Consider the following 26382-nt stretch of genomic DNA (forward strand, 5'->3'; position numbering starts at 1 on the left):
ATTCCTTATTTGTTCGAGTCTTTACCTAAATTTGAGTAGTAGTAGGCGATGTCTTCCATATCCTGATCACTGAGGTTCTCGGCTTGCTGCTGCATTAAAATTGCTAAGCCACTAGTCCTATCTCTTGCTTTGTAATCCTTGAGTGCTGACACTAGGTAACCGTATTTCTGTCCACGAAGGTTAGGGTATGGGTCTAAGGTGGAAATGCCATTCTCACCATGGCATGTCATGCAAACCTTCGCTTTTTGTTTGCCGAGTTCGAATTTGTCAGCACTCTCTGCAAAAGTGCTAGAAGAAAGCAACAGAGCTGAAGTAAAGAAAGTAGGGATCCAGTAGAATTTTGCACTCATAGCCATGACCAATATAATTTCACTTCAATATAGCGTAGTATCAATGTCTTAAAATTGTTATATAAAAAACACCAATTCTTGTATCTTTCATTCGAGCTATGACACTATTTTCTTAGGGGTTGAACTGTCATTTTCTCTCTGTTGCTTGAGCGAAAAATGATAGGTCAGCGATCAAAGTGTAGGTATAGAAGGTACAGGCACTAGCCTGTTACTGCGAGTTTGTATAATTTTGAAATACTAGAAGAAATGGAATTGAGAATATGGATTAGATAGAATAACTGTTGGCATTTAAGTCTAATCTTTACCTGAATTAAATTTAAAACAAAGCGATCTATTTTACGTATATGGACAGTAAGAAATAGCATCCCTGCTAATGTTTGATTTAATCTGATCCCAATTATCTTTACATGTTGATATTATTTAAAAGTATATCGAGCATTTACTAGGAAGTTAGCGACTGCAGGAGCAGCATGGTCCGCTGAGTCGCCGGTTGGAGCACCCCAATAATATGTTGCTGACGTACCCAGGCTAAAGGTATCAGTTACAGCGTAGTTTATTCCTAGTCCTACTAATGGAGAGACATCGTGTGCTGTATTATTTCCAATGATTTCAAAACCATTTATGCCTTGTGCTTTCAACATCATATATGCGACACCACCTTTTGCAAACACGGACAACTTATTCGTAATTTGGTAGCTACCTACACCCGATAAGTCAATTGCAGAAGACTTAAGTACAATCCCTCCTAGGTATTCTGCATTGCCAAAATAGTTGTAGCCTAGCTCACCGCCAAACTTCCAGTTATCATCAATTGCTTGTTCGTAACCGCCAGCTAGCCTTGCGGACGCAGCTCCTTCAAATAGGCCTGTGTCCTCGCCACCACCGCCAACTTGCTGGATATTGCCACCAGCACCACCTTCTGCATAAAAGTTGCCAGCAAAAGCACCTGTAGATGCAAGTAAAGCAGTAAGTGCTATAACATTTTTTAAACTACGTAATTTCATATGATTCTCTATTCAACTCTATGTTTTTAAAATAAAAATAATCAAAAAATATAACTGATAACATTATAATTTGTGTGAGATTTTATTTTTGTTCTGAATAAAGTAAATGAATAAAGATATTACTATTTATAATAATGTATATTGGCTTGTATCTCTGATAGCCTATTACTTAATAAATAAGCTAACAGAATTGACGTACAGTTTATTGATTATATTAGAAGTGTGTTATTGACTAACTTTTTATATTCTGGTGTTTTTTTGTTTGATGAAAATGGTCACGTTTAACCGAGATGATTTTCTGATAGTCAGCATCTACTAGCTTTCTCGCTTCCGGTGAAGATTTAGCAAGGTCATAAATTGCCGTGTAAGCGGTCTTGGCTATATTGTAAGGGTCGTTACCCATCACCCCACCGACTAAGATAATGTCGTTTCCGGCAAGCACTGCTTTTTGTACTGCTACTCTCATATCATATTTGTTCTCAATGGCTTTTGCATCCATATCGTCAGTGATGATTAGACCTTTAAATCCAATCTTGTTCCTCAGCAGCCCAGTAACAATGGGTTTTGATAAGCTTGCCAGTTGACCAGTTTTATCCAGTTTTTTGTTTATTAGGTGCGTGACCATGATGAATTGACATGGGTCGGGGATATTAATTAATTGTTGATAGGGCTCTAGCTCTTTCGGTGACCAAGTTTTGGTAACGTCGACAGAGTTAAAATCAGTATTGCTAGATGCGCTACCCAAGCCCGGGAAGTGCTTTAACGTGCACATAATTCCCGCTTTGTGGTAACCATCAATTTCGGCTCTCGCCATTTTCACAACCAGTGGAACATCTTTTCCGAAGCTTCGTTGATATTTTCCGATTGCAGGGTTATCAGGGTTGATATTCAGATCGACAACAGGCGCGAAATCCAAGTTTACACCTTCCTCGTTCATCAGCTCACCTTGCGTGTATGCTTGGTATTGCGTGTAGGGTGGGAAGTTCATAGTACCGAGCTGCTGTTCACTTAAGTCTGAAAAGAAACGGAATCCTTTTTTCTCTTTGAGGTTTGAAATCATTCCACCTTCTTGATCGATACCAATTAACAACGGTGGTAATTCGGTTTGTCTAGCGTAAGTTTGTAGGTCGCTCGTTAGCTGTTTAAGTTGCTTAGGATCCGCGATATTTCTTGTTTTGTCGTCTTGGTGATCGAACAATATAATTCCGCCTATGTCATATTCCGACATCTCTTTAACAATTGGCGAATCGGCACTTATCTTGGTTCCGTATAAGCCTACCATTAACATCTGTCCTACTTCTTGTTTTAGAGTTGGAGCCTGAGTGGAGGAAGCATAGCTGGCAGGGCTGATACTGAACAGCGCAGAACACAATACGCTAAGGCTAAGTTTATTTATTCTCTTATTTACTGTTGAAGGCTTCATATAGATATCTCTTAACTCTACATAGAAGCGCGACGATACAGGAATTAAGTGATCCTGCCGTAAGAAAAATGTCAGCGTTTTTGTGAAAACGGTTGAATGCGAACAAACAACCGTGCAAAAACGTTCAATAAGATATGGAATGAATGAACGCTAGATGTATTTATTTAACTTTTCTATCAATAGTTCGATGTGTTGTTTTGTGACATCACGATGAGTAACAAGTCTTAGTGGGTTGCTAGCTGTAACCGTAAAGCCATCGTCAGCAAGTTTAGCGGTAATCGTTTTTATATCGACAGATTCATCCAGTTTGGCAAAGACGATATTTGTATGCACATATTCAGCTTTTACCGAAAAGCCAGGCAGTTTCGCCAGTTCAGTCGCTAAATATTTCGCATTTTGGTGGTCGACTTTAAGCTGCTCAACATTCTCCGTTAAAGCAATTTTACCTGCTGCGGCTAAGATACCTGCTTGACGCATACCGCCGCCAACCATTTTGCGTAGTCGACGAGCTTTCGCTATGTACTCTTTTGAACCAAGCAAAAGTGAGCCAATTGGTGCGCCTAACCCTTTAGATAAGCAGATAGTCATTGAATCGAAGTATTTTGCTATCTCTCGTACGTCGATATCCAGAGCGACGGCTGCATTGTAAACTCGCGCTCCATCTAAGTGCATGGATAGACCATATTCATCAACAAATTGACGGGCGCTTGCTAAGTATTCCAATGGTAGAACTTTGCCATTAATGGTGTTCTCTAAGCTAAGCAATTTAGTGCGAGCAAAATGGCTGTCATCAGGCTTTACCGCGGCTTTAAGCTTTGCAATATCGAGGCTTCCATCTGGATTGTTCTCAATAGGTTGAGGCTGGATTGAACCAAGTACAGCTGCACCACCAGCTTCGTAAAGATAGTTGTGTGCTTGTTGACCGCAAAGGTATTCATCACCTCGCTCACAATGAGCCATCAAGCCTAGTAGGTTCGCTTGTGTTCCTGAGCTAGTGTACAGTGCAGCTTCGAAGCCGTGGCGTTCCGCTGCCCATTGTTCTAGTTCGTTGACTGTCGGGTCATCACCATAAACATCATCACCTACGGCGGCATTGATCATGGCATCACGCATTGCTTGGCTGGGTTTAGTTACAGTATCGGATCTAAAGTCCATGAAATTCTCCTTAAATATAACCTAAGAGCTTTGCTTTACTTAGGCACGCAATGGTTTTTGCGTCTGTAATTTTGTCTTCTATTATTGATTGTTCAATTTGTTTAAGTGACATTGTCACAACTTCGATAACTTCATCGTCATCGCAAGCTAATTGAGTGGGTTTCGATAACTGGGTGGCAACAAATAAATGCTGTATTTCATCGCAGAGACCAGCCATCGGTGTCAGCTGACCAAGTGCAGTATAGTTCCGGGCGCTGTATCCTGTTTCTTCTTTGAGCTCTCGCTTTGCACACTCGATTGAGCTTTCACTGCCTTCGATTGTTCCTGCTGGCAGTTCATATAACCACTTACGCAGAGAAGGACGGTATTGATTGACTAAAACAATCTCGCCGCTTTCAGTTATGGGTAAAATGACAGCAGCACCTGGATGATGGATAGTGGTGTGCGATATCGTCTTGTTGTTTGGGAGAGTGACGGTGTCTTCTACCAACGAGATACGCTTCCATGTGTGTATTAGTATACTCATATATAGTTCTTAGTGACGTTAGAGGTTAAATATTGTTCAAACGTTGAAAGGTTCTGCTCAAAGCGTGTTGTAGAGCATACCTTAACGGCTATGACTTTTGATTGAAAGTTGTAAAATGAGTTCAAATTCACGGATGTGACTAACTTCAGCTGATATGAGCATTGGGTTGAATAATTCTGCCCACAATCTTGTCCGAAGCAAGTGGTAATAAATGTACGAACTAATGGCAGTAACAATCAGTATTCAATTCCAAGGAGTGCAACAATGATTAATCCTTCTAAAGCGTCCCACTCACAAAAAGCGCTTCTTGCCGAACGAATTGACAAATTAGCCATCGCATTAGCAGACGGTGTATACGAAAAAGAAAGTACCATAAAACTCTGCTTGCTTGCTGCTCTAACGGGGGAGAGTGTGTTTTTGCTTGGCCCTCCTGGCATCGCGAAAAGTTTAATTGCGAAAAGGCTGATTCAAGCTTTTGATAGCTCGAGCTATTTTGAATATTTGATGACTCGATTTTCTACCCCGGAAGAGGTGTTTGGGCCATTGAGTATCCAAGAGCTTAAAGACAACGGCCGTTATGTCCGATTAACTGATGGTTATTTGCCATCGGCTCAGGTTGTATTTCTCGATGAAATTTGGAAAGCAGGCCCAGCTATCTTGAATACCTTGCTGACTGTTGTAAATGAGAGAACGTTTAAAAATGGTAACGACATACTCAAAGTACCAATGCGTTTATTGGTTACCGCTTCGAATGAGTTACCTGACGAAGATAGTGGTTTGGAGGCGTTGTACGACCGAATGTTAGTGCGCGTTTTCGTCAATCGGATTCAAAATAAACAGAACTTTAAATCCATGCTGACGGTTGGTACTCCGCAAGAGGCGAATATTCCAGAAGGGTTAGCGATAACCGATGAAGAGTATCATCAGTGGCAAAAAGAATTAGATGAGTTAAAGCTTGCGGACGACATTTTTGAAAAACTCTATCAGCTGAAATCTTTGCTTGAGAAAGAGTCAGAAAAGCAAGTAGGTATCGAAGATATTTATGTCTCAGACCGACGATGGAAAAAGGCGTCAAAGCTTTTGAAGGCCAGTGCCTATTTTAATGGACGTGACAGTATCAACCCGTTGGATTTATTGTTACTACAAGACTGTTTATGGAGCAGTCCTGAAACGCGAGATATCGTTAGAGGCGTTATTCGAGATTTCGCATTAACGTACGCGTTTGATCAGCAAGAAGTGGAGATCAATATAGCGCATGTTCGTGAGGATCTAGAAGAGATTCAACAGCAGCTTGAAGAGCAGTTTGCCATGAGCCTTTCAAGTGAAACAACATCAGGAATTCTTAAGAAAAATATCTATCATTACAGCCTCACGGATGCCAAGTATCACAATGTTGGTAAGTCATCGAACTTGATTAAATTGGTTATTTTGCAAAGCAATATGTCTGTTTCCGAGAAAGAGAAAGGCGATAGCCGTTGGATATACATAGCTAAAGCAGACCTAGAAAAAGTGATCAAAGATGGTCAAGGTGAAGCTTATGGTTACGTTAATAAAAATAGTAACTTATGCCGCCTTCGTTTCGATAGTGACTCCAAGAATCGGCTAGTGATTAAAGATATTGCTAATCGTTCTATTTTGCTGGCTTTAGCTGACAACAAAGGGCTCGATAGCGAAGTGTATAGTGAGTGGCTTGATAAAGGTGAAGCTGCGATTGAAAAATTGAACAAAGCTGAAGAGCACTTGAAGAGTTCCAGACTTAAATTCCATCAAGCCTTGCCACATAATTTTATTGAGCCAGATTACTTGACGTTGATTGAGTCGAGTATTCAGGATTTGCAGCAGCAACTAGAATCGATAAAAGCTACGTCAGATAAGACCATTTTCCGATTTAAAAACCTTGAACAGTTTTTCTCATAGGTGACGTATGCTGGGAGCAGAAGGTTTAGATTTAATCGTCTCTATTGCGGACTCCGGCATTGTTGAGGCTGCTGTTTACGATCTAATGGGCCGCTCAGAAGTGTCAATGATGAGTGAGCGGCAGGGAGTAAAGGCCTCAATAAAGAAGCATCTACGACACTGGCAGGTGAGTATTAAGTCTCGTATCACGCATGTGAGTGAAACCCAAGAATTTCAACAGGAACTAGCGCTTTATCAGGAAGTTATTTATTGGAACGAAGAGCGTTTTTTTCATGATATACACGGTATTGTCAAGCAACTTGAAGGGCATTCCGCGTTCCACTCTCAGGCAGTAAAGCTACTGGACGATAGCGCGAGTTTAAACAACCCTATGTTTCCGCGCTATTTTTGCGATCAGTGGTATAAAACGTTATCAAATGAAGTTAAGGAATCCCAGATTGCTGAGATAGAAGCTAACAAAGAGAAAGTGCTGGAAGATCTTTATCAGCGTATGGAAACAATGAAACATATGGATAAGGTCTCTGAATCAGGGGATGAGAAAAGCATTGGTCGACTCTGGGATATGGCATCGGCCAAGTTGAGCAAAACTGACTTAAAAGTGATGAAACGCCATGCTGAGTTTCTTCGTAAGCATAAAGGGCTACAAGAAATAGCTGAAAAACTTGGCCGAATGGCAAGTGAGGTTAACGACCCTGATTTAAACCTTGCACCGGCTGAAGAACTCAAAATGGTGGAAGAGAGATCGCAAGAAGCCACTGATGATATAGTGGGTATTCACCCTAGTGACGATCTCAATAAGCTGTTACCCAATGAAACCATGTTTTTGGCCTATCCTGAACTAGAAGTCATTTTCTACAAGCACTTAGTTGATAAGCGTTTAATGAACTATCGCATGGAAGGGAAGTCGCGCACTCTGCGCAAAGTGAAATCGAGCAAGCCTGAAAATAAGAAAGCAGACATTGATAAGGGACCATTTATTGTTTGTGTAGATGCTTCGGGTTCAATGAGTGGCTTCCCCGAGCAATGTGCCAAAGCTATAGCGTATGCATTAATGCAAATTGCCCTTGCCGATGATAGGCATTGCTACGTGGTTTTGTTTTCAACGGAGCAAATTACTTATGAACTTACCAAGCAAGATGGTCTGCGTGAGGCAGGAGATTTCCTCACCTATAGCTTTCATGGTGGAACAGATTTAGAACCGGTGATGATTAAATCTGTTGAGTTGATGCACTCTGCAAAATACCGAAACGCTGATCTTGTCGTTGTATCAGACTTTATTGCTCCTAAGCAACCAGATGAAATTTTGCAGCAAGTGCACCAATTAAAGCTAAAAAGTAATCGCTTCCATGCGATTAGTCTATCCAAATATGGCAACCCAGAGTTAATTTCAATGTTCGATCACTGTTGGTCTTATCACCCAACCTTAATGGGTAGAATCACAAAGAAGTGGTGAATGGTGGGTTTTTCGAACATTGATTGATCATATTGGTGTAAATGTCAGCAAACGAAAGCAATATTTACTTTTTTGTTTGACACTGAGTCTCTAATCATTAAAGTATGCAGCGAACACGGGGGCTGACGAAGCTAACGTGTTGAAAAAGAAGGCGCGTTGGCAGAGTGGCTATGCAGCGGATTGCAAATCCGTGGACCTCGGTTCGACTCCGGGACGCGCCTCCATGATTTGAAGTATCGCATTAGGCGATATTTAGATGGTGTCTAACTCAATCGTTAACAGCATCGCAAAGAAATTTGCGTGCCCTGGTGGTGGAATTGGTAGACACAAGGGATTTAAAATCCCTCGGCGTTCGCGCTGTGCCGGTTCAAGTCCGGCCCGGGGCACCATCTCATCTTAGCACGATTAAGTGCAAACATTTCTGGCGCGTTGGCAGAGTGGCTATGCAGCGGATTGCAAATCCGTGGACCTCGGTTCGACTCCGGGACGCGCCTCCACAATTTGAAGTGTCGTTTAAACGATACTTAGATGGTGTCTTAACTCAATCGTTAACAGCATCGCAAAGAAATTTGCGTGCCCTGGTGGTGGAATTGGTAGACACAAGGGATTTAAAATCCCTCGGCGTTCGCGCTGTGCCGGTTCAAGTCCGGCCCGGGGCACCATCTCCATTGACTATCCAGTCATAAAGCAGAATCCGCTCTTATTAAAACCTCTATATTTCAAGGCGCTAGTCACCTTAGCTCTATATTAAGTAAAACCACTTAGCAAGCACTGCGTCATACCTAACAATACTGACCTTTGAACTTACCAATCTCTCAATTAAATACTCTAACAATTAGATACTCTGCCCAATCATGTTTATTTGAATAAATATTATTAATACTGCGCCTTATTGTCTGTGTAAGGTGTTGAATATAAGGTCTTATACAAAACCACCCAAGTTAAAACGACCTTATGATCTTCACGTCAGTAACCTGAAAAGATTGCAATAAGGGGACAGTATATGAGTGTATTTACAGTATTTTTTTGTGGTACTGCTTCAACTTCCGATGATTACAAAAACCCAGACTATGTAAAAGGGGAGCTCATCTCGACTTTGGGGAAAAATGCTATTGGTGAAGCTTATATTGACTATCTTGTCGTTGATGGTGTTGGTAGTGGAAACAAGAACTCGCTGACGATGCTATCAAATAAAAACAGCCACTCAACATTATCTGGAATCGCTTTCGGTAAAGGTATTAACCAGAACATAGACCATGTAATGAATGTAATAAAGGGCGACCTTAGTTCTCATAGCGCCATTACCCCAGAGCAGGCCAAGAAGTACGGAAAAGAAAAACTCGCAGAGACAAAACCAACGGGTAGAAACAAATATCAGGCAAGAAAGCGTACAAAAAACATCTTTGGTTTCTCAGTACCATATGTTGGTAGGGAGAGAACACAAAAGCGAAGAGATTGGGATGCGAAAGCGAAACATAAAGGCCAAGAAATGGTTAATGAATCATTTCTTGCCTACAAACATTTAGCACAGGCAAGAAGCACTAATCCTATTACCAAAGTAAATATGATCGGCTGGAGTCGAGGTGGAGTGACGTGCTTTGAATTGGCAAATCGGATGTTTGCTGATCCAGATCTACGACATATTCCAGTCAACATCTTTGCATGTGATCCTGTCCCCGGGGCATCGAATAACTTTAAAAACCATCATGCATTAAATCGAAACGTTAATATGGTTGTATGTTTATATGCTCAGCATGAGAGATCTACAGGTTTCAGTGCACGAATGCCACGTCTGCACCACAATACCAAAGTGTTCACGTCTTTAATGCCGGGAAAACATGCGACCTTGGTTGGCAATGCCCACCAAAATGGCCAATCTAAAGGTCTGAATATTTATGATGAACCTGGAAGAATTACAAGGGATTTTGCAGAGAAAGTTTTGACTGGGTGGGGATCAAGGCTTAGAGGCACTCTTAAATATACGACTGATGATGTACTAACACTATATCAAATGATCTTGAAGTTCATGCCAGACTACAAAAAAATGAAAAATAGTACCTACACAATCAAAGGTCGTTTCCAAACAACCTCGAATAGAATCCAAATAACAAAGCAGCGAAAAAACGAACATAGTTTTGATTATCATGGAAACCCTGCATCTATCCAAGATTTTCCTGGCTTGAGTAAACTTCGCTTTTCAGAACTGGGTTATGTAAATAGACATCACTATGATATTGCTTGTTTGCACGACAAATTTGCTGCTAAAGGAGTAGGCGAACCTATTGATCATAGGAAGCACCGTATGAATGTATTTGCCGATGCAACTTTAATATATGAAAATAAGCCGTTTTACGACTATTAGATGACTTTCTAGTCTGGCTAGGCTACACCGTTTAGTAGGAACGTTTGAAAACGTTCCTACGACTTTAACTGGTAGCATACAGGTATCGTTTGCATGTTACCAGCATAGAAGAAACGAGTAACTGTTAGATTAATCTGAATTAGTACATGAATACGTAAACAACAGTCGTTATCCACTAACCTATGTTTTTGTACGCACTTATATTGTCTTTTTCCGTGATAGTCGACAATGCTTTGGTAAGTTTCTCTCTGTCAATTGGTTTTAAGATCACCTCGCTCACCCCACTTAGCATAAATTCTTGTTTAGTCTCTACAGTTGCGTCAGCCGTGCACGCAATGATATCGGCAGAAGGTGAAATTTGATTTTTTATTATTTTTGAGGCTTCAATGCCTGTCATTACTGGCATATGATTATCCATTAGGATGACGTAGTAAGAATGCTGTTTCGCATAGTTGACTGCCTCCTCACCGTTTTTGGCAACGTCAATATCTTTAAAACCCATAGACTCTAACAGTTTAGTTATCACTATGAGATTGACGTTGTTGTCTTCTGCAACAAGTATGCGTTTTGTATCAAGTTTGGACTGATTTTCTTTTCTGCTGTTTAGGGTGCTGAGCAATCGATGTGTTTGATGGCAATTAACATTCATTAGGTTCACTAGCTTTTGCAATAACTCTGGATCGGGTATTTGGCCTTTTCTTACGCTCTCTTCGGCGACTTTTGCCAGTGAAGCCATCTCTGTCATTCTAAATTCTACTGTCATTCCAGCGATGGAATGTAAGACCTTATGCATTTCAGTTGTATCTGATTGAGCGAATGCTTCTATCAGTCGTACAGACTTTGCTTCCAGTTCTAAACATAGAGATGTGAGCAGGTTATTTTTCTCGGCTTCAGAAAAGCCCATATCATGGAGTAAAGGGCTTGTTGATACCTCTTCTTCGGTCATACTCAATTTATTTATAGGGAAGCGAACCAATTCAACTACGTTATTCATTGTAGTGTCGGTTAATTCAGAGTTTTTGCACTTATCAGAAAACTGTTCGAGCACTTTAATCAAGCTGTTACTTTGTAGAGGTTTGGTTAGGACAAAGTTGGCACCAGCGTCAAGTAGTCTATCGTGCGCTTCTTTGAATACATCGGATGTACAAGCAAAAATCGTCGTGCTTAGATTCAATTGATTGCGAATACGCTGAATAGTTTCGATGCCATTTAAACTTGGCATATGATTATCCATAAAAATTAGGTCAAATTGAGTGTCTTCGAGTACTTGCAACGCACTGACACCGTCTGGAACCCAGACTAAATTCTTCGCATATGGAGTCAAAAGTTTTTGCATGACAATCGCGTGAACTTGATTGTCTTCGACAATGAGAATATCTATGAGCTCAATGGCTTCATTGTTTGCTGGTACTGAAGCGTGTATCGGTATTGTAAAACGATCAACGTTGTCGGTTTCAAATGGCAATGACAGTATAAAAGTAGAGCCGATGCCAGACTCATTAGTGGCAGAAATATTACCTCCCATCTGTTTAACAATCTGGCTTGCAATCGAGAGGCCGAGGCTGGATTCACCAAGTTCTATATTTTCCGATAGCGCAATTTCTTCAAGCGGAGTGAATAGGTTTTGCAACTCCTTGGTAGAAATGTCCGAACTATTGTTAGATATGCTTATTTCGAGGATATTGCTGGAGCCTTGGAGCTGAAAACTCAACTCGAGACAACCTTGATTGGTACCTTGAATAGCGCCTTTTGTTACATCGAAAACCACTTGCAGCAATCTTTCATAGTCACCAATAAATTGGGTGCTGTCTGGCACTAAACTTGTGATGGCAAAGTTTAGATCTTTGTTAGTCGCGAGTGGTTTTAGTGTGAGCTCTGAGTAATCTATAACGTCTTGAATGAAAAAGGGGGTGCGTTCTAACACAACGTTGTTTTTACCACTATGTGACAAATACGCCATGTTGTTGATTAACGAAATTAAGTGTTGACCAGAATCGAGAATGGCTTGCATATTATCTCTAGTTTCAGAATTGCTGCTTTCTTCTTTAGTCACTTGCGCTAACCCCACGACAGTACTCATTTGTGTTCGAAGTTCGTGGTTTATAGAATCAGAGAAAATCGAATTTGCAAGGTTGGTTTTGTTTAAGCTAGTTATCTCTTTTTTATAGTGAGAATTCTTTCGTTTGAGGTTTTTCATTTTTATCAAATAGGCAAAAGATAGTCCTCCCGCGACAGCGATGAAAATTGTCGAAAGCAATAGCAGTAGAGTTGATCTTATACTTGCCGATAGCTGAGCAAGTGTTGCTTCTGAACGGTTGACAAATTTTGTGGTCTGGGGAGATAGAAGAAAGCTAAATAGTTGATGCTTTAATATCTCCACTTCATTGAAGGTGCGGATAAGTGGGGCAAGTTTCCCTACGACACTAGACTCAAATTTGCCAGACTTTAGTTCCTGAATGATAATTTGCTGTTCTGCTGATTCAGAAAGCAATGGCTTGCTTTTAGCGATAGATAGTTGATTTAGCTGCTGAGTTAACGAGGATAGAAGCGACTTTTTCATCACAATGAGACCCACAGAATGATCTATTGAGTCTGCAATGTTTAGCGCTTCTTTTCGAAAACTGTTCAGAGCGTTGTAAGTCGCTTTATCTCCCCATCTGAATATATTCAGCCTCGAGGTATGGTATTCATCGACCATAGCTTCTATTTTGTTTTCCGCTTCGACTGTAGAGAAAGCCAGTTGGTAGGGCTCTAAGTTGGGGTTCAGGGCGTGCTGAGTAACTTCATCTCTCAACTCAATTAATGTGTGCCCAATACTAACTACGGAAGAGCGGTAGTTGGAAAGTTGAGTGTATTTCATATAGAGAATTGTAGAAAAGGCAGTTAACAGAGCACTTCCCAATATCACTGAAATCAGCAGAGTTTTATCGATTCGAGTCATTGGAAAACTCCTCCAATATACTTGGTCGCTTTCCCGATAAAGTGGTCAAAAAAGCGTAAATATCGTCTGTGGTTTGTTGATCAAATGTTTTACCGAGCTGACTTTCAGCCATGATCTGTATTGCTTCGCGTAATGAATGAGTTTTGCCATCGTGAAAATATGGGGCGGTTTCAGCAACATTTCTCAAGCTAGCGACCCGGAACAAGTACATATCTTTCGTATTTTGTGTTGAGCTATGCTTTCCAGTGTCATTTGTACGGTTTTCACCTATTTTATTTTCGCCAAAATAGCCAAAACGCATAACCATTCCGCCACCGATATTGACGCCTCGATGACAGTTTATGCAGCCTTCATGTTGAAAGCTTTCCCATCCTCTTTTTTGCCGCTCATTTAACGCAGATTGATTGCCGAGCAAGTATTGATCAAACGGTGAGCTTGGAGTGGTTAGCCCGAGCATAAACTCGACTAACACGGCCTTGATATTTCGCTCGTTTATGTCTAAATCTACGTGTCCAAACATATTTGGATAGCGCTTAGAACTGCGAACATAGCGAGTTATCTCCGACCAGTTGGTGTCCATTTCAAGCACATTGTGGACTGGGCCGTCTAGCTGATCGGCTAAACTATTGGCCCTCCCATCCCAGAAGAAGCGATAGTTAAAGCCAACGTTAAAAACAGTGAGCGAGTTTCGGCTCCCTTGTCCATTAACCCCCACCGATACCTCGGTTGTTTCTGCTCCATTACTTCTTAGGTCATGACAGGATTCGCAACTGACACCTCCGCTAGAAGACAAGTTGGGATCTTTGAACAAAAGCCAGCCAATTTTAGCTTTTTCTTTATCGATATTAGGTTGTGTTGGAATGGGGCTCACTAACTGTCGAAGTGTTTTTGATGCAGCGTTTTGCTTAGACATGGCATCGTAAGCTTTTCCTGTATTGTGGCTGTCTGGGTAAGCCTGAATTTTTCCATTTAATGTACTTGGGCTTGCCCAATGCGTGGATAACGCATACCCACCGATAGATAATGCTACAGCAATGCTAACGAAGACTAGCCATGTCTTAATATCCATACTGACGTCCGAGTTGTCATTATTGTTTGTGTGGATTATTTATTTTTATCTTGTAATAGTAGATGCATATTAGAGTTATTCAACTAATGTCGTATTTACAAATCGGTTTTTAATACATGTGGAGTTGTATTAATGGACTCCGGCATCAATTATTGTTATACAAGCTGCAAGCATATTAGATATTTACCAGCAAGAATGAAAAAAGTAGCAATTTTGGTTGATGTACAAAATGTGTACTACACAACCAGAGATAAATACCAATCAGGCTTCGATTACAACCAGTTTTGGTATGTAGTGACTCAAGGGCGTGAAGTCGTAGCTGCGAACGCTTACGCTATTTCTAGTAAAGATCCTAAACAGAGACAGTTTCACCATATATTGAGAGGTGTCGGCTTCAATGTTCAATTGAAACCTTTTATTCAAAGGATGGATGGCAGCTGTAAAGGAGATTGGGACGTAGGGATTGCACTAGATGCAATAGAGCTAGCAGAGGAAGCGGATATCATAGTTCTGGTTTCTGGTGACGGCGATTTTGAGATCTTAGTCGAGCGTATCCAAAATAAGTTTGGCAATAAAGTTGAAGTTTATGGTGTACCGAGTCTAACTGCTCAAAACCTAATTGATGCTGCTGATCAATTCACCCCGATTACCGAAGACTTTTTGATAAAGAAGGGCTAACACTACCAATACTTGGTTAATTAATCGTCGAACAATGGGGCTCGGTATTAGCAGGCTTGTTTCATTAACAAAACATTAAAGACCGAAAATAATCCTATTGTAAGACGCATTTTGTGTGTTTCAGCTCTAATTTATTGATATGTATCGTATAAAATCCAAACTGTAATTTTTTATCTTTATATATGGCGAAAGTATAGATAAATGATTCAAATTAATCCTTGGCTTTGGTACTAAATACGGTATGCTTTCATTGAATTTTTATTCACTTTTAGTGGGATTTACCATGTCATTTAGAACATGCAGTTTTCAAAACTGCTTATTCATGTCTGAGATTTGGAATAAATAGCGCACAGGTTGGCTGAGACCAACGTGTCGCTAACTGCAATTATTCACTTAGATTTTTAATTATTTGATTTAGTTAAGTTAGTACGGAATTTTATTTTATGAGCAACTCATCTCATCCCAAAGGCGTCTTTCACGTCATAAGTGTTCAAACTTGGGAGTTTTTTAGCTACTACGGCATGCGTGCCTTATTGATCCTTTATTTAACTCAAAAACTACTGTTTACGGATCAGCATGCTTATGCACTATATGGTGCATACACTTCATTGGTATACGTTACGCCAATTTTGGGTGGGATAATTGCAGACAGGTATCTTGGTAATTTCTGGTCGGTGGTCATCGGGGCATTGCTCATGGTCGCGGGGCATACTGTACTAGCGATCCCGTCTACCGACAACACAACACTTTACTCTGCATTGGCGCTTATTATCGTTGGCTACGGCTTCTTTAAGACCAACTCCAGCTGTCTTTTAGGTGAGTTATATAAAAACCATGATTCCATGCGTGAGTCTGGTTTCTCTTTATCTTATGTAGGTAGTAACGTTGGTGCCTTTATTGCGCCTATTGCTACAGGTTACTTTGCTCAGCAATATGGCTGGCACGCTGGTTTTGGTATTGCAGGTATCGGCATGCTGTTAGGTTTGTTGGTATTCCTCTCTGGTCGAGGTGCCTTCAAAGAGGTCGCTGGTATCAATAAAGAAGTGATGACTTCTTCTACTGCAGGCTTACCAAACTCAATTGTTCTGCTGCTAGGTGTTGCTGCAGGTGTTGCCTTTTTTGCGGTAATGCTGGCAAACCTATGGGCTGGATATGTTTTGACTGTTGTTGGAATTGCTGCACTGTTTATGATGATTAAAATCTATAAACGTAGTGATTCAGAAGGCCACAAGAACATGTGGGCGATCGTACTATTCATGGCATTTGGTACATTGTTCTGGGCATTTGACCAACAAGGTGGTAGTTCAATCAACTTGTTTATTGAACGTATCGTAAACAAGCATCTGTTCTCATGGACTATCCCTGCCTCTTTCTATCAGTCGATTAACCCGTTTGCTGTCATTGTTGGTGGTGTATTTGTTGCTTGGGCATGGAAATTATTGGCACGCTTCAATATCAAGCCTAAGACTCTCTCTAAACTTGGTACTGGTTTCTTATTCTTAACTGCTGGCTTTTTATTGATCAACATCTCTTCGCGTTTAGCTATGCAAACAGGCCATACTTCGATGCTTTGGGTGACAATTGGCCTAGGTTTGATTGGTGTTGCTGAGCTATTCATCGACCCGGTTGCTTTAGCTGCAATTACTCGATTAAATCCAGCTAACTCAACAGGTACTCTTGCAGGTATTTATATGTTGGCGAGCGGATCTATAGCAAACTACCTAGCAGCTTGGATTGCTTCAGCGTCCTCGGTTGAGACAGCACACGGGCAAGTTCTGAGCTTGACAGAAGCAGCAGCGAAATATCACGAGGTGTTCCAAACTATCTTTATGATTGCACTTGCTGGGTTCGTATTATCAATCGTGCTAAATTTCTGTACTCGTAAGACTCTACCTTAGAGCAGTGTCGTACGGTAAATTAGAATCTTGAAAGGGAGGTTTAGCCTCCCTTTTTTGTATCTAAAGCCAGCTTAATCAATGCGTTACGCCTATGATTAATGTAAAGATAAGTAAATGTTATAACCCTAAGCCGAACAATAATCGACATTGTTTTTTCTAGCGTTACAATATGTTTTTTCTTTGTAGTGCTTACCATGACTAACAGCAAGAACCCGCTTTTTCTATATATTATTATTCTGGCTCAATTTGCAGCGCCGTTTATGTTTTCTGGCGTTGGTGTCACTCTTCCATCTATTGGTCATGACTTTAGCGCCGATGCCGTTTCACTGGGTCTAATCGAGACAATTTATCTTGGCAGCAGTGCGGCTTTCCTCTTGCCGATGGGCAAGTTAGGCGACATGTTTGATAAAAAGCTGATGTTTAAGCTTGGCTTAGGCTTATTTGCATTTACTACACTACTCATTGGTTTTGTACCAAATATTACTTGGATGCTGATAGTGCGTTTCTTCCAAGGTATTGCGTCGGCAATGTTTGCTTCTACGAGTATGGCCATTATTACGGAAGTTGTACCTCCACAGCGCCGTGGAAAAGCTTTTGGCATGTCTATCGGTGCGATTTATGCGGGAATCGCCAGTGGGCCATTTATAGCTGGAATAATTACCGAAGCGCTGAGTTGGCATTGGGTTTATTGGATTAGTTTTATTCCAATGGCGGCAGCGACATTGCTTAGCTTTGCTTCTATCAATAGTGAGCTGAAAACGAGTGCAGAGAAGTTTGATTACCTTGGTTCTGTTTTAATTGTGGCTAGCCTAATGATGGTCATACTTGGTGGTGCTTCTCTAAATCAAGGAAGCATGGGTTATACCTTGATTGGTATTGGTGTGTTAGTTGCACTGCTTTTTGTCAAGGTAGAGCTCAGTTCTCCATGTCCTTTACTGGATATTAGAGATCTTATTTACAATGTAAAGTTAAGAGAATCTTTATTAATTCAGATGCTTATATATTCGAGTGCTTTCGGTGCGACTTTCCTGTTTAGTTTGTATTTGCAGGTATTGCGTGGTTATGATGCTGAAATTGCAGGGCGTATCTTGATTGTCGGCTCCGTCGTTATGGCATGTTGCGCTCCAATTGCGGGAAGGTTATCCGATAAATATTCTCCAAGAGCATTCGCCACAGTGGGAACTGCTAGCATTGCACTAAGCTGTATTCTCGCTACTCAAATCAGTAATAACACTAGCCTCGCGTACATCATAACTATACTTTTGCTTCAGGGGATAGGCTTCGCACTATTTTCTTCACCAAACATGACCATTATTATGGGCTCTGCAGACAAAAGTAAGACAAGCGTTGTATCGGCATTGTCTGCGAAAACACGTAGCTTAGGCATGGTGATCAGTATGCTTGTGGTTACTGTTATTACCTCCATGATTATCGGTGATGGTGAAGTACGTTATCACAAGACCGCTTACCTAAGCGTTATGTCCAACACTTTCACAGTATTTACTCTGTTTGCTGCATCGGCGGTGGTGTTAGGGTGTTACTCTTTAGTTAAATCGAACTGTCGTTAGGCAAACTCTACCGAACAAATAAGAGAAAACCTAGGTATGAATTCAGGCTCGAATAAATTCGAGTCCTTCACCTTGGGGAGTCTCTCTTCAGTACTCTATACTCAATAATTATTAATAGACAATGGACTGTCTATGAAAAGCCTCTTTGCTTTAATCTTTTTGATTGCTTCTTTTCAATCTGCAGCTGATTCTGACTTGGCAGAAATTCAATTTGTAGGTGGAAAATATGAAGATAACCCATCTACGGTCTACTTGATAAAGCTATATACAGAAGCCTTCCGTAGAATTGGCTATGATTTCAGTTATAAGCAAGCCCCAAACAAACGTTCATCGATCATCTCAGATAGAGGTGTCAAAGCAGCGGGAGAGTTATCCCGTGTCCGCAATTACAACGATAAGCATACCAATTTGATTCGATTATCAATTCCCCATTATTCTGTGCGTTTTGTTGCTTTGGCAATCAAGCGCCCAAAGTTAGGCTTGAATGGTTGGAATAGTTTAAGCGATACAGATTTAGTCGTCACTTACCGAATAGGGACGAAAATCATAGAAGAGTTTTTGCCTAAGCATGTTCCAAGTGAGAGCATTCATGGCGTGGTGAAGGTCGAACAAGGTTTAGAATTGTTGTCTAAGAATAGGGTAGACATTTACATTGAAGGTGATGTAAATGTGTATAAGTTCTTGAAGAAAGACAAATATTCCCAAGCAAATATTTATATCGCAGGAGTTATGGAGGAGCTGCCAATTTACATGTTCATCCATAAAAATTATCAAGATGTTATACCAAAGCTTAATTCGGCAATGAAAGACATGCAGGAAGAAGGGCTATTTGAAAAATATCGTAAAGAGGCAAACTTTACCCCGCTAAGCATTGGAGAATAAAAAAGCAGCCGTTTAAGGCTGCTTTAAAGTGAACAAATTGACGTTCAGGGTTAAATACTATTTTCTACAATTCTAGCTTCTACAGCTTCGGATTTTAAGTTACGTCTTCTGTAGATAACGAAGCCAAAGTAGCATAGAGATACAATAACTACGCCCGAGATAAACTGCGTCAGATAAGCAGTCAGAGACTCCGATTGTAGGACTTGGCTAGATGGAATGAAGCCAATGATAAATGTTGCGATTACCCCGATTAAACCAGCAACTGAGATTAAATAAAACATCGTATTGCTTTTTAGCAGCGTACCGTTTTTAGTGCTCGTTTTACGCAGTTTTATACCAGCCATAAACATTGCCATGTACATTAGGAGATAGATAGCAGTGCTTAAAGAAATAAGATACCAATAAAAATCGTTCATGTTCTTAAACAAGGTGATAGCAAAGCAGAATGCTGTAATGATTACTGCTTGAATAAGAAGAATCGCTGTAGGAACACCATTTTTATTGAATTTTCCTAGTGCTTTGGGCATATAACCATTTCTTGCTGCTTGGCCCATGCCGATAGCAGGACTGATAGTCCAGCTAATAAGTGCGCCAACAGAACCTAATACCACCATACAAAGAAGAGCTGGCCCCATGTAGCCTAAGCCAAACTGCCCTAAGATGACTTGGAAGGTTTGCGCTAAACCATTGTACAAGCTTAGATGCTCAGCCGGAATCATCATCGCCATTGCAATAGAACCCACAAACATAAGAGCAACAATTAAAATTGAGGCAACTAGGATAGCAATAGTGAACGTACGCTTTGGATTTGCTACGCGATTAATGTGTACAGAGGTAATTTCTATGCCTAGGAAAGAAGTAATAATCACCATAAGCGCTGACATATTGCTTGAAGCTGAGCCAAGGTCTAAACCGTGGTGAAAAGTGAAATGAGTTGGCAAGCCATTGAATACCCAGATACCTGCTGATGCCAATAAAACTACGATTGGCAGGATGACACCCAAAAGTAGGCAAGCATAAGCAACGCGAGCTGACTCTTTTATCCCTTTTAGGTTTAATAGTGTGATGAACCAGAAAATGCCAACCATTACCGCAATTAAGATTGACTGGTGTGAAGCCACTTTCGGGAAAAATATAGTAAGGAATGTACTACCAATAAATAGGAGATTGGCTGGAAACCAAATCAGACTATTAATCCAAAGGTTCCAGATAGCAAACATGCCCATATCTTTACCGTAGGCTTGTTTTACCCAATGGTAGATACCATTGTCTTCGTCCTTAGAGAAAGTAGCACTTAGCTCCGCAGAGATAAATGACACAGGCAGAAGGAAAAATAAAATACCAATTAAGAAAAAGATTGGGAGGTGATTACCGAAAATAGCAAGGGATGGAATATTCCTAACGCTATCGACTGAGACAACAATCAAGCCGATAAGAACCGGGAGAGAAAGAGAACCCATAAAATACCTGTAAAATTAAGTAGTTGTCAAAACCATTCGGTGAATTCCCTCTCGCCAAACTCTATTAGGTCGCTACTTTAACAGCATTAATTAGATATTAAAAGTAAAATGAATAAAAATAACCTTTAACTGAATATTAATGCAGTAAAGTTTGCGTAACTAGTAGCATATAATATTCGCGCTTTGATTTGATTATTTTTGATCACAGTATTGCAACAAATTTGCTACGTTAAAATAAAAACTTAAATTGAGCAGGAAATAGGTGACCCGTTCGATAAAAGTAATTTATTCTCAACGGGTCACGGTAATCGTGGGGAAAATATATGGATATTGCCGCTTAACTACTTCTATTTTCGGAAACTATACAACACGAACGTTTACGATAAGCGACAAAAAGGAAGTAACACATCGAAACAATGATGATGCCAGAACCAAATTGAAGCACGTACTGAGACAAGCTCATTCCTGATAAAACTTGTTTAGAAGGGAAAAAACCGACAATAAATGTTCCAATAACACCGATGAGGCCAGCAAAAGAAACGCCATAGAATAGGGTATTGCTTTTTAATAAAGTACCATGTCCTTTATTTTGCCTTCTTAGCTTTATCCCGGCCATAAACATGACGATATACATTAGCAGGTAAATTGCCGTGCTGAGCGAGATTAAGTACCAGTAAAAGTCATTCATATTGTCAAATAGGCCAATACTCAAACAAAGTAGCGTAATAATGGCGGCTTGTACGAAAAGTATGTTTCGCGGCACACCATTTTTATTATTCCTACCGAGAAACTGGGGCATATAGCCATTTCTAGCAGCTTGTGCCATACCGATTGCTGGGCTAATAGTCCAACTTATCAGAGCACCTAAGGAGCCAAAGACCACCATTCCGAGTAGCGCTGGGGCAAGGTAACCTACACCAAACTGATTAAAAATAACTTTGAACGTCTCAGCAAGTCCGTCATACAAGCTCAGATGGCTTGCGGGGATCATCATTGCCATAGCTATAGAACCAATAAACATGATTGCGACGATTAACGCAGCGGCGACCAACATAGCGATGGTAAAGGTACGTTTTGGGTTGGCGACGCGATTAATGTGTACCGCTGAGATCTCTACTCCCAAGAATGAAGTAATGATGACAGTTAGAGCAGAAACACTATGAGACACCGAACCAAAGTTAAAGCCGCCAGAAAAAGCAAAGTGGGAAGGTAAACCATGAAAAAGCCATAACCCGGAAGATATTAACAAAGTGCCGATAGGCAATAGCACGCCCAAAAACATACAGACGAAAGCCACTTTCGCTGACTCTTTAATTCCTCTTAGGTTAATCAATGTAATAAACCAAAACGTTGCTATCATCGTAGAGACAACGAGAGGTTTGTGTGAAGCCATATTGGGAAAGAAAATGGAGAAAAAAGTACTGGTAATGAACAGTAAATTTGCCGGGAACCAAATCAAACTATTGATCCATTGGTTCCATATTGCAAACATACCCATGTCCATGCCATAGGCTTGTTTAACCCAGTGGTAGACGCCATTTTCACTATCTTTGGAAAACGAAGCGCTAAGCTCTGCAGATATGAAAGCAACGGGTAGTAGAAATAGGATAATTGCAAATAAGAAAAATATAGGCAATTGATTGCCAAATATTGCTAAAGAAGGAATGTTTCTTACGCTATCGACTGAGACAACGATCAGACCGATGAGCACGGGTAAAGAGAGATAACCCATAAAATACCTTTATAAAAGTTGTTGTCGCGTACCAAGGCTTAACAGAGCGTTGGATAAATAATATTTGTTATTATGAAGGCTATCCATCTCCTATATAAAAAAGACGAACTTTACCAGCCCTTTCAATAATATGAAAGGGCTGAATCTTTTTTAGCTATGGGTTGCTGAATCTAAGTTATGTCTTAGTTCTGCCATGTTTTTCTCCAATTGAGTTCTGTCTTTGCCTGCGTACAGGATAAACATTGCGTTAATTAGAAGAACGGCTGTGACTAAGATAGCGAAGCTTGCACCAGTAAGAGCTGTGAAGCACCATGCGATGGCGATTACAGCCATGACAATTGGGAAAATAGCGTGTTTTGCTGTTTTCGCAGTCATACGCTCGACTTTTATCCATTGAATCATCGAGTAGAAGTAAGGGAACACAGAGAACAGGACTGTTACTGAAGCGATCATACCAAACATGTCTTGGCTGTTTTCTTTAGAGATAACGCCAATCAAGCTGACTACAGCCATCAATACTGTAGAAAGGATAGCTTGGATGAAGATACCTTTTACAGGGATGTTTTTCTCATTTACTTCACTGAATACTTTTGGAAGTACCCCATCTTTTGCTGAACGAGAAGCTGCTTGCGCAATCATCATGATCCATGTACCAAGCGAAATCAGACATGCAAATGCTGTTAACGCTGATACGATGTATCCTATCCATAGAGACATGGAATGTTCTGTTGCTGCACTGATACCTGCTGGAGCTAAGCTATCGAAGATGTGTGATAAAGCAAGCGAGAAAGGAGCGCCACTAGCTGCTACATCTGATGCCGGGAACATACCAGAGATCGCAGTAGATGAGGCGATATAAACCAAAGCAGCAATTGCTGTACCTAACATTGTCGCAAGTGGAATTGTCCGGCGTGGGTTTTTAACTAAGCCAGCGTTTACCGAAGCACTTTCGACACCTAAGAATGCCCATATACAAAGAATGACACCAGATAGTACGGCAGAGCTTGAAGAAACGTGTGCATGTATATGCCAGTTTGCAGCGAATGTCGCTGGGTTGAATGTTAACCAACCAACAGTACCGGTAATTACAACTGGAGTTAAAATTCCAACGATAGCGATGGTGATTAAACGGCTCATCCACGCTGAACCTAATAGGTTCACAAATGAAAGTAGCCAGATAACGATAACAGTAGCTATACCGCCGTAAAGTGGTTGAGTTAGAGCTGGGAAGAATACCGATAGGTAGTCAACACCAGCAAGTGCCATTGCTAGGTTACCAACCCAACCAGCATGAAAGTAAAGCAAACCAGATTGGTAGCCAAGGGCAGGGGATAGCTCACTAGAGTAAGCAACTGGACCACCTTCTTGCGGATCTTTATTGCCTAATACAGAGAAACCGTAAGCCAGTGCCAGAGCACCAATGGTAGTAATGATCCAAGAAATAATAGTGATAGAACCAATACTTGCGAGGCTAGAAGGAAGAAGCGCTATCCCTGTACCCATCATGTTACCGGCAACGACCCCTGTTGCACCGATTACGCCAATTTGTTTGGCTGTTTTAGAGACTGTCATAATTTGACCTTAATTCTATGAATTTTGTTTTGCTCTTGGAAGGCACCCAAAACGATATGTAAAGGGTGCCTAGCTAGGGCCGTTATGCGTTGTCTAGATCTTTAATACACAATACGTGGTATACACCGTGCTCTTCTTCTGCACCTTCTGTTTCGTGTTCGAAGCCTGGGAACTCTTTATCCCAAATTTCTAAGCTTTGTAGATACTTGATATGAGGGCTGTTCTCATCACCGAAACTTTCACCAGACATAAGCATTGGGATTCCTGGTGGGTATGGGATAACAGCGTTTGCTGCAACGCGACCTACCAATTCAGTTGATGGCACCAACTCCACGTTGTCATCTACAATTGCTTGGAATGCTTTACGAGGTGTGATTACAGCTTGTGGTAGCATCTCGTACGCTTCATTTAGGTGTTTTGAAGGATCTCTTTCTTTCAAGTAGGCAAACATTTTGTCACCTAAGTCTTTCAAGCCAAGATCGGCATACACTTCTGGGTGAGCTTCAACAAGGTTAGGCAGCACTTCAGCAAGCGGAGCGTTGGCATCGTAGTGCTGTTTAAATTTAAGCAGTGTATTAACTAGAGTTGCCCATTTACCTTTGGTGATACCCATTGAGAATAGGAACATCACTTGGAAGTCAGTAGTGCGAGTTGGAACAATACCGAAGCGGCCAAGATAAGCTGTTACCAAAGACGCAGGGACACCAGAATCTAGGATTTTGCCATCATCGCCCATACCAGGAGAAAGCAAGCTCACTTTAATTGGGTCAAGCATGCACCAGTCAGCAGGCATATCTTTGAAGCCGTGCCATGAGTCTTCTGGATGCATTTTCCAGAAGTCTTGATGAGTAGCTAGCAATTCAGATGGTGCTTCTTCAAATGGGTAGACTTTTCCGCTTTCAGGATCGGTGATAGTTTCTGCGTTCCAAGGTTTGAAGAACCAGTCGCACTCTTTGTATAAACGGCCCATCGCTTGTCTAAAGTCAATTGCTTCACGAATCACTTCGTTAGTTAAAGACAGACCACTTTGTCCATCCATCATTGAAGTCGCAATATCGTTTGATGCGCTGATTGCGTAAAGAGGCGAAGTTGTCGCATGCATCATATAAGCTTGGCTGAAACGTTCTTGGCTAATAGCTCCTTTACCATTTCTTACGTGCATCCAAGAAGCTTGGGACAATGCGTTCAGCAGCTTATGAGTTGAGTGTGTAGCAAATACTGTTGGGCCTTCGTAATCTTCTTGCGGCTCGCCGCGCATTGCGTAGTGATTGTTGTAGATAGGATTAAAACGAGCATAACCATACCAAGCTTCATCGAAGTGCAAGCGGTCACAACTTTCTTCTAAGATTTTCTCTGCACGTTTTGAGTTGTAGCAAAGGCCATCGTAAGTACAGTTGGTTAAGACGCTGTAAACAGGCTTTTTATCTGCAAAGGATTTAGTCAGTGTGCTTGAATCAGCAGCGGCTTGTAGAGATGCTTTTTGCATTTGCTCTGGGTAGATAGGACCGATGATACCGTAGCGGTTGCGAGTTGGAACCATGTAAACAGGGCGAGCGCCAGTTAGCATCAGACCTTGCTCAATAGATTTATGGCAGTTACGGTCACAAATGACTAAGTCGTCTTCTTTCATTGATGCTTGCATGATTGTGCGGTTGGCACCTGAAGTGCCGGTCACTAGCGAATATGAGAAATCAGAACCAAAAACACGAGCTGCGTATTTTTCACTTTCACCAAATGCGCCTGTGTGATCAAGTAAAGAGCCAAGTGCACCACGTTCGATGCCCATATCGCTGCGAAGTAAACCTTCACCATAATGATTGTAGAAGTGGCGGCCTGCTGGTGTTTTAGTGAAACCTACACCACCTTGGTGACCCGGCGCTGCCCATGAATGTTCATGAACATCGTCATAGGACATCATTGCTTTTACTAGTGGTGGAAGTAATTGTTCTCTGTATCGATGCATTGCAGCAACGATACGGCCAGCGATAAAGTCTGAGGTATCTTCTAACAGCCAAGCAAATTCATCGATATTTTCCATTAGCTCTTTGTTTACGCTAAGAGTTATTTTTTTACGCTCAGCAAGCAAGAACACTGGAACATTTTCTTGGCGGTGTTTTAGTTTTTTTATCAGCGTGTAAAAGCGCTGATTCTCTTCTTTTTGTGAACCGCTCATAGAAGAGGTAAGTAATAAGCTGTCGACAGCAGTGTTTGCGTTGATTATTGAGTAGCAGTCATCAAATGAAGTTGCGACAAGTACTTCAGCACCTTCGTTTTTTAGCTCATCGATAAGTCTATTTAGCGAGTTCATTACAACGCCTTCTTCCCGGGATTCGTGAAGGACTAACGCTAAATTTTTATTGCCATTATTGGTCATGTTATGCCTCATTATATT

At 41.0% G+C, this 26382-nt stretch carries 18 protein-coding genes and 4 tRNA genes; 11 read left to right on the top strand and 11 right to left on the bottom strand.

Translation table 11 applies throughout. From position 1 onward, the window contains the following. Positions 1 to 5 precede the first annotated feature (5 nt). From L7A31_RS02280 to L7A31_RS02300, 5 genes are all read right to left on the bottom strand, one after another. Complete coding sequence (locus L7A31_RS02280) at positions 6 to 350, bottom strand: c-type cytochrome (protein ID WP_435532870.1); 345 nt, start codon at positions 348 to 350, stop codon at positions 6 to 8. Between the two features lie 416 nt (positions 351 to 766). Beyond that, positions 767 to 1354 carry an outer membrane beta-barrel protein gene (locus L7A31_RS02285; RefSeq protein WP_237359872.1) on the bottom strand — a complete coding sequence of 196 codons (588 nt, stop codon included), beginning with the start codon at positions 1352 to 1354 and terminating at the stop codon, positions 767 to 769. A 232-nt stretch (positions 1355 to 1586) separates the two neighbouring features. Then, complete coding sequence (locus L7A31_RS02290) at positions 1587 to 2777, bottom strand: glycoside hydrolase family 3 N-terminal domain-containing protein (RefSeq protein ID WP_237359873.1); 1191 nt, start codon at positions 2775 to 2777, stop codon at positions 1587 to 1589. Positions 2778 to 2927: 150 nt separating this feature from the next. Beyond that, complete coding sequence (gene ltaE, locus L7A31_RS02295; RefSeq protein WP_237359875.1) at positions 2928 to 3932, bottom strand: low-specificity L-threonine aldolase; 1005 nt, start codon at positions 3930 to 3932, stop codon at positions 2928 to 2930. Between the two features lie 10 nt (positions 3933 to 3942). Continuing rightward, positions 3943 to 4458 carry an NUDIX hydrolase gene (locus tag L7A31_RS02300; RefSeq protein ID WP_237359876.1) on the bottom strand — a complete coding sequence of 172 codons (516 nt, stop codon included), beginning with the start codon at positions 4456 to 4458 and terminating at the stop codon, positions 3943 to 3945. A gap of 264 nt (positions 4459 to 4722) precedes the next feature. Between L7A31_RS02300 and L7A31_RS02305 the strand changes: the two genes are divergently transcribed. The 7 genes from L7A31_RS02305 to L7A31_RS02335 all read left to right on the top strand — a co-directional run bounded on the left by L7A31_RS02305 (position 4723) and on the right by L7A31_RS02335 (position 10190). Further along, positions 4723 to 6375 (top strand): ATPase RavA domain-containing protein, encoded by a 1653-nt coding sequence (locus L7A31_RS02305; RefSeq protein WP_237359878.1) that lies wholly within the window; start codon positions 4723 to 4725, stop codon positions 6373 to 6375. Between the two features lie 7 nt (positions 6376 to 6382). Continuing rightward, positions 6383 to 7828, top strand: a complete 1446-nt coding sequence (gene viaA, locus L7A31_RS02310; RefSeq protein ID WP_237359879.1) for an ATPase RavA stimulator ViaA — start codon at positions 6383 to 6385, stop codon at positions 7826 to 7828. 150 nt (positions 7829 to 7978) lie between these two features. Beyond that, a tRNA-Cys gene (locus L7A31_RS02315) sits at positions 7979 to 8052 on the top strand. 78 nt (positions 8053 to 8130) lie between these two features. Then, positions 8131 to 8217 (top strand) — tRNA-Leu (locus tag L7A31_RS02320). A gap of 34 nt (positions 8218 to 8251) precedes the next feature. Beyond that, positions 8252 to 8325: transfer RNA gene (locus tag L7A31_RS02325), tRNA-Cys, on the top strand. 78 nt (positions 8326 to 8403) lie between these two features. Beyond that, a tRNA-Leu gene (locus tag L7A31_RS02330) sits at positions 8404 to 8490 on the top strand. A 341-nt stretch (positions 8491 to 8831) separates the two neighbouring features. Beyond that, positions 8832 to 10190 (top strand): hypothetical protein, encoded by a 1359-nt coding sequence (locus tag L7A31_RS02335; RefSeq protein ID WP_237359880.1) that lies wholly within the window; start codon positions 8832 to 8834, stop codon positions 10188 to 10190. Between the two features lie 175 nt (positions 10191 to 10365). Here the strand turns inward: L7A31_RS02335 and L7A31_RS02340 are convergent, their stop codons facing one another. Beyond that, positions 10366 to 13131 (bottom strand): response regulator, encoded by a 2766-nt coding sequence (locus tag L7A31_RS02340; RefSeq protein WP_237359881.1) that lies wholly within the window; start codon positions 13129 to 13131, stop codon positions 10366 to 10368. Further along, on the bottom strand, positions 13115 to 14194 hold the full coding sequence (locus tag L7A31_RS02345; protein ID WP_237360736.1) for a cytochrome-c peroxidase: 1080 nt from the start codon (positions 14192 to 14194) through the stop codon (positions 13115 to 13117). The genes L7A31_RS02340 and L7A31_RS02345 overlap by 17 nt, the downstream gene beginning before the upstream one ends. A 201-nt stretch (positions 14195 to 14395) precedes the next feature. Here L7A31_RS02345 and L7A31_RS02350 point away from each other — a divergent pair, with 201 nt between their 5' ends. The 4 genes from L7A31_RS02350 (at position 14396) to L7A31_RS02365 (ending at position 19226) form a co-directional block, all read left to right on the top strand. Continuing rightward, positions 14396 to 14878 (top strand): LabA-like NYN domain-containing protein, encoded by a 483-nt coding sequence (locus L7A31_RS02350; RefSeq protein WP_237359883.1) that lies wholly within the window; start codon positions 14396 to 14398, stop codon positions 14876 to 14878. 443 nt (positions 14879 to 15321) lie between these two features. After that, on the top strand, positions 15322 to 16776 hold the full coding sequence (locus tag L7A31_RS02355; RefSeq protein WP_237359884.1) for a peptide MFS transporter: 1455 nt from the start codon (positions 15322 to 15324) through the stop codon (positions 16774 to 16776). Positions 16777 to 16970: 194 nt separating this feature from the next. Beyond that, a complete protein-coding gene (locus L7A31_RS02360) occupies positions 16971 to 18344 on the top strand; it encodes an MFS transporter (protein WP_237359885.1) in 1374 nt (457 codons plus the stop codon). A 132-nt stretch (positions 18345 to 18476) separates the two neighbouring features. Next, positions 18477 to 19226 (top strand): type 2 periplasmic-binding domain-containing protein, encoded by a 750-nt coding sequence (locus tag L7A31_RS02365; RefSeq protein ID WP_237359886.1) that lies wholly within the window; start codon positions 18477 to 18479, stop codon positions 19224 to 19226. A gap of 50 nt (positions 19227 to 19276) precedes the next feature. Here the strand turns inward: L7A31_RS02365 and L7A31_RS02370 are convergent, their stop codons facing one another. From L7A31_RS02370 to adiA, 4 genes are all read right to left on the bottom strand, one after another. Further along, positions 19277 to 20686 (bottom strand): APC family permease, encoded by a 1410-nt coding sequence (locus L7A31_RS02370; protein ID WP_237359888.1) that lies wholly within the window; start codon positions 20684 to 20686, stop codon positions 19277 to 19279. Positions 20687 to 21023: 337 nt separating this feature from the next. After that, positions 21024 to 22418 carry an APC family permease gene (locus tag L7A31_RS02375; RefSeq protein WP_237359889.1) on the bottom strand — a complete coding sequence of 465 codons (1395 nt, stop codon included), beginning with the start codon at positions 22416 to 22418 and terminating at the stop codon, positions 21024 to 21026. 150 nt (positions 22419 to 22568) lie between these two features. Further along, a complete protein-coding gene (locus L7A31_RS02380; protein WP_237359890.1) occupies positions 22569 to 23990 on the bottom strand; it encodes an amino acid permease in 1422 nt (473 codons plus the stop codon). Between the two features lie 82 nt (positions 23991 to 24072). Beyond that, the gene (gene adiA, locus L7A31_RS02385) at positions 24073 to 26364 is read right to left on the bottom strand and encodes an arginine decarboxylase (RefSeq protein WP_237359891.1); all 2292 of its coding nucleotides are present in this window, start codon (positions 26362 to 26364) and stop codon (positions 24073 to 24075) included. Positions 26365 to 26382: the final 18 nt, after the last annotated feature.

Origin of the sequence: Vibrio marisflavi CECT 7928 (genome assembly GCF_921294215.1) — a bacterium.
In the GTDB taxonomy this organism is placed as follows: domain Bacteria; phylum Pseudomonadota; class Gammaproteobacteria; order Enterobacterales; family Vibrionaceae; genus Vibrio; species Vibrio marisflavi.